Source organism: Beijerinckia sp. L45 (genome assembly GCF_009765775.1).
GTDB lineage: Bacteria > Pseudomonadota > Alphaproteobacteria > Rhizobiales > Beijerinckiaceae > RH-AL1.
Map to the genome: position 1 here is coordinate 13,769 of NZ_LMUU01000228.1, position 5,799 is coordinate 19,567.

The 5,799-nt window shown below is 61.9% G+C and carries 2 protein-coding genes and 1 pseudogene; 1 reads left to right on the forward strand and 2 read right to left on the reverse strand.

Annotated elements, in window-relative coordinates:
* A partial coding sequence (locus GSQ79_RS24150) for an HWE histidine kinase domain-containing protein (RefSeq protein WP_246725553.1) occupies nucleotides 1-1,996 on the reverse strand: 1,996 nt, incomplete at its 3' end.
* A gap of 267 nt (nucleotides 1,997-2,263) precedes the next feature.
* Here GSQ79_RS24150 and GSQ79_RS24155 point away from each other — a divergent pair.
* A complete protein-coding gene (locus tag GSQ79_RS24155; RefSeq protein WP_158811318.1) occupies nucleotides 2,264-2,998 on the forward strand; it encodes a Crp/Fnr family transcriptional regulator in 735 nt (244 codons plus the stop codon).
* Nucleotides 2,999-3,485: 487 nt separating this feature from the next.
* On the opposite strand, the pseudogene GSQ79_RS24160 reads toward GSQ79_RS24155, so the two are convergent.
* Nucleotides 3,486-5,428, reverse strand: a pseudogene (locus GSQ79_RS24160) (ATP-binding protein).
* Between the last annotated feature and the right edge of the window lie 371 nt (nucleotides 5,429-5,799).

Here is a 5,799-nt window from a genome sequence, read left to right on the forward strand (position 1 = left end):
GCGGCACGACGGGTGGCCCGTCCCGTTCCTGCCAGTCGAAGATCAGGTCGCCATCCTCGTTGCGCGACCAAGCCACATCGACATGGCCGCCGTTGGAGAGGCTACCGTACTTCGTAGAATTCGTGACGAGCTCATGGAGCACGAGAGCCATCGTAGAATAGGCCTGCGGGTTCAACATCACCGGCTCGCCAACGATGTGGACGCTGCTGCCGTCTGCGCCCAGGAACGCTCGGGCCTCGGCATCGATCAAGGCCTGGATAGGGGCTGGTCCCCAGTGATCGTCAGTAATCTGATTGTGGGCGCGGGCGAGGGCGTGAATACGCCCATCGACGAGTTTTACGAAGTCCTCGATCTTGCCGGTTGATGGCTTAGCCTGGCGAATTAGGCCACGGATGACGCCCAGGATGTTCCGGACCCTGTGGTTTAACTCGGCGATCAGCAGTTCCTGTCGCCGTGACGCGCGATCGCGCTCCGCGCTGGCTTCGCCCGCGAGGCGAAGCACGACTTCGATCAGGGTCGCGCGAAGGGTCTCCGCGACCCGCAGCTCCGCAGGGGTGAAGGGCTTGCTCCGGCCTTTGACGATTTGCTGCCACTCGGCGAAGCTCTCGCGTGGCGTGAGGCGCGGACCGTTCGGACCGAACGTCGCCGTCTTGTGCGGGTCGCCCGCCCACCGGACCGAGCGGATCAACTCTTCCCGGAACAGGATCACGTAGTCGCGCGGGGATCGCGAGATCGGAATGGCCAGCATGCCGGCGGCACGGTCCGCGTATTCCTCGGCTCCGGGCACGAGCGAGGCGATGTGGTCCGTGGCGAAGACCCGGTTCGCCGAGGTGCTGTTCAGCGCGCGGACGATACGCGTGAAAGCGTCGGTCGACGGTCTCGTGCCCGAAAACGCGTAGTTACCGTTGATCCAGACGCCCACGCCTTCCGCGGGAATGACGTGTGTAAGGATGCCCGCCAGCCATTCAGGATCGTTCAGCAACGTCTCGTTCGTGGCGACCGCGCCCAGAAGCTGGTCCGAAATGTCGCGTGCCCGACGCTCGAACTCTATCATCTCCTTGCGTTCGCGGCCTTCCAGACGCATCGAGTACATCTGCGAGAACAGCTCGCACACAGACCGAACCTCGAAGCTCGGCGACTTGGCCGCGTAATGATGGCAGGCGAACAGTCCCCAGAGTTCGCCGTCGACCACGATCGAGATCGACATGGAGGCACGGACCCCCATGTTCTTCAGGTATTCGATGTGGATCGGCGATACGGATCGCAGCATCGACTGCGACAGGTCGAGCGGTTTGCCCTTCTCGTCGCGGATAGGCTCGACGGCGACCGGCTTCGCGTCGACGTCCGCGATGACACGCAGCAGATTGCGTTTGTATAGCGCCCGCGCTTGCACCGGGATGTCACTTGCCGGGTAGTGCAAACCCTTGAAAGATCCGATGCCCGACTTACAACTCTCCGCGACAACCTCCCCGGAGCCGCTCTCGGAAAAGCGGTACACCATGACCCTGTCGAACCCGGTCAAGGCCCGCACCTGTCGTGCCCCCTCGTTGAAGAAGGCGGACGACTCACCGACCACGTCGAGCCGGGCAATCATGGCCTGCACCATCCCGGATGCGTCACCATGCTTGGATGCGGCCGGCTGCGCCTCGACGACGATCTGTCCGCCGGATCGATGAATGGCGACGTCGAAGCGACCGGCGCGATCGACCAGCTTCGTATCGAACACCTTGTTCACGGCGTTCGGCCCGCGAAGTGTCGCGAGTTGATTCCGCAAGTCGTGAACAGCCTCGGGCAGAAAGATGTCAGCGAGCGGCCGCCCGATCAGGCCGTCGTTCGTGGCGCCCAGGAAGTCCGCCACGTTCATAGAGGTGCGCGCCACGATCCAGTCGAGGGTGAGGGCCAACAAGAACCCGATGGGTTGAATGGCGCCGAGGAGGTGGATCGGTTCGCGGTCGCAATTGGTCAGGTCGACATCGTTCGCAGGCACGCCGTCCATCAAGGCTCGCCCTTGGCGACGGCATGGACGTGCGATGCAAATGCGCAAAACGAAAGGAGCGCGGCGCGCGATGGAAGGACGTCTGGTCGAGCGATCAAGTGGAGGTCTCGCTTTCGAGGTCCGACGACCCAGCTATCCAGGCGGTCGCCGCGGCTTCGCTCCAATCGAGCAAGCTGTGTTCGCCAGTAACACTCGCCGACGGCGCTGTCCGTCCACTAGTACACACACCAAATCAAACAGTTTTCATCGATCCTCAGAGGAGACCGAATGTCCGCCCCGACCCTCGACGACCTGTCGCACAACGCGCTTCTCGCCACCTTGTCGGAAGCGGATCGAAAACGGTTGACCCCACACATGATGGTCTTCGATCTGAAGGATCGCGACATCCTCCAGGATGCCGGTGACGACGTCATTGACACGTGGTTCCCATGCGGCCCCGCCATGGCAGCGTTTTGCATCGCGACCAACGACGGCCGGACGGCCGTCGAGGTTGCCTTGGTCGGGCGCGAAGGCGCAATCGGCGGCATCGTCTCAAACGGACATGTGCCAGCCTACGCGACCGCGATGGTGCGCCACGGCGGTCGCTTCCTCCGCATCAAGACGGTAGCCCTGGAGCATGCGAAGCTCGACTCGATCTCGCTGCGCCATTGGATCTCGCGCTACTCGGATTGTCTGCTTGCGCAGGTGTTCCAGACCGCGGCCTGTAACGCGACACATACAATTTCACAGCGTACCGCCAAATGGCTGCTCGCCGCCGTCAGCCGGACCCACGGCCAGGAGTTCGACATGACACAAGAGCAATTGGCCGAACTGCTGGGCGTGGGCCGGACGTTCGTGACGCGGGTCGTCAAACGGTTGCGCGAGGAGGGGACGATCGCGACCAGGCGCGGCGTCATTATCATCAAGGACGAACAGGCGCTCCGCGATAGGGCTTGCGCCTGCACGACGGCGATCGAGAACCATTTCGATACGGTACTCCACGGCATATATCCATTGGACTGATCAAGCGAGAGGCGACACGGTTCCGGCACCGGTCTTGGTATTAATCTAGTTTTCGTTGCAGACCATCCGGCGCGGGTCGGTCCCGGATGGTCTCGGCGCGATATTCGCCACCATTCTTCGTATCCGCGAGGTCATCGATGACCCTGGAGACGCTCTTCATGTCTCAGTGGGCGACGGTGAAGTCGGGGACATGGTTCGCGCCTTGGAAGCGCGCCTGATCGGCTATGACACAGAATGTCGGCAGTTGACCATGAGCCTCCGATTATCGGACGGCCGAAACGGCACCCTCCAACGCCGAACCATGGATGCCGAACTAGCACTGGCTACCTTGCAGCAGACCATCGAATTACGTTTAACGCCTCGTTCAACTAAGTTATTCAACTAGGTAATCAGGCTATCCTGTCAGATGCGGCGCCCCTCGTAGCGGCGTTTTGGGAAAAACAAAAAGGATGTGCAAACCTTTGCCGACGACGAGTCAAATTCGAATTCAGGCCTCGATCAGTTCCTTGATCCTGCTCGCCAGCACGTCCATGGCGAAAGGCTTCGTCAGGACATGCATGCCGGGATCGAGATGGCCGTGACTCAGTACGGCGTTCTCGGCGTAGCCGGTGATGAACAGCACCTTGAGTCCGGGTCGCAACGCCCTGGCCGCGTCGGCCACCTGCCGCCCGTTCAACCCATTCGGGAGGCCGACGTCCGTCACCAGTAGGTCGATCCTCGTCTGCGACTGAAGGACCTTCAGCCCCGAGGCACCGTCTATCGCTTCGATCGCGGTGTATCCCAGGTCTTCTAGGATCTCGGTGACGAGTCCCCGTACCGTCGGCTCGTCGTCCACCACCAGCACCGACTGCCCGACCTCGGCGCGCGCCGGCTCACTAGTCTCAGGAGACGCATCGACCTCTTCGCCGCCTAGATGGCGCGGGAGGTAGATGCAGACCATCGTGCCGTGACCAACCTCCGAGTAGATCCGAACCTGGCCGCCGGTCTGCTGCGCGAAGCCATAGATCATCGAGAGGCCGAGGCCGGTGCCCATGCCGATTGGCTTGGTGGTAAAGAACGGATCGAACGCCTTGGCGATTACTTCCGGACCCATCCCGGTCCCGGTATCGGACACGCAAAGCGATACGTACTGTCCAGGTGTCAATGACCGGTCGCGGGCCCCACGTTCATCTAGCCATCGATTGGCGGTCTCGATCATGATCTTGCCCCCGTTCGGCATGGCGTCGCGAGAATTGATGCAGAGATTCAGCAGCGCGTTTTCAAGCTGGCTTGGGTCCGCCATCGTCGTCCACAATCCGCCGGCTCCGACCAGCGGTTCTACGGCGATCTCGGGACCGACGGTCCGACGGATGAGGTCTTCCATCCCAATTACGAGGCGGTTGAGGTTGATCGCCCTTGGGTCGAGTGTCTGACGCCGAGAAAACGCAAGTAGCCTGTGCGTCAACGAGGCGGCTCGCTTGGCGGCTCCTTGGGCGGCGTTGACGTAGCGCTCAACCTCCAGGTGTCGTCCTTGAGATATCCGTGCTTGCATCAGCTCCAGGTTGCCCATCACGCCGGTCAGAAGATTGTTGAAGTCATGTGCTAGGCCGCCCGTGAGTTGGCCGACGGCTTCCATCTTCTGGCTTTGCCTGAGCATTTCCTCCCGCTGTAACTCCTCGGTGATGTCGCGTCCTACGGTGTAGAAGATGCCGCTGCGCGAATCCGAGTCCGGAATGGCTGACCATGCGAACGAGATCGGCGTACCGTCGGCCTTCAGGAGGCGGACGCGGAACTGATGGACCGGCTCTCCTCGCATCAAGGTCGCCACGACGTCGCCGGTGGCGCCGAGATCGTCGGGATGGATGATGTCCGCGAACGGTCGTCCGACGAGTTCTTCGTGCGGTCGGCCGAGCACTGCGGACCAGGCCGGGTTGATGGTCTTTAGGTAGCCCTCGAACGACGCGACGCCGAAGAGGTCCCGCGTCATTTCGAACAGTCGATTCCGAGCGGCCAAAGACTGGCGGTCAGCGAGGACCCGGTCAGTCGTCTCAGTGCAGGCGCAGAAAAGTCCCGCGACGCGTCGCGGATCGGCGTATAGCTGAATGCGAAGTGCGCTTCGCGGTCCCGGCCCGCCCGGTCCAGGTCGAGCGCGATGTCCGCCATGTGGATCGGCTCGCCGCCGGCAACCGTCTCGAACAGCGGGGTGAGTTGCTTTCGCACCTCTGGCCAAACCTCGAAGAACGGGCGGTCGAGCGCGCGAGGATGCCGATCCGCAAGCATGGGCGCATAGCCATCGTTGTAGAGCAGGACGTGCTCGGCGCCCCAAGCTACGAACATCGGCTGATCGGCCGCGAGCAAGATGCCAACGAGTGTCTTCAGAGGCTGCGGCCATCGCTCAGGAACGCCCAATGACGATCCTCTCCAATCATGGTCGCGCATGATCGCGCCCATGCGCCCGCCGCCAGCCAGCACGATCGAATTCACAGGCATTCCTTCTACCAGGTAGGGCGCTGCCGCTGCGGCGATCCTTTCCACTGGTCGGACCTAATCGCTAAGTTTTGCCGCGGAGAAATCGTCGTTGTCCGAGAAGGTTCATCAAGCCACCCGAAGTCATGTGAAAGCTTGGACGACGGTGGCTCCCCGCGAGGAGGGAAATGGACCCTGATGATGGTAACTAGCGGCAATTGCGAGGCGCTCGATCTTGCCATTGCCGATGACCGGATGTCGGCAGGAAAGCTTGACGTCCGTTACGGCGATCATAGGGTCGGCGGTTTCCCGACGCCAACTACGATTGGCATATCCTCGAGGACTAGGGAATGGGC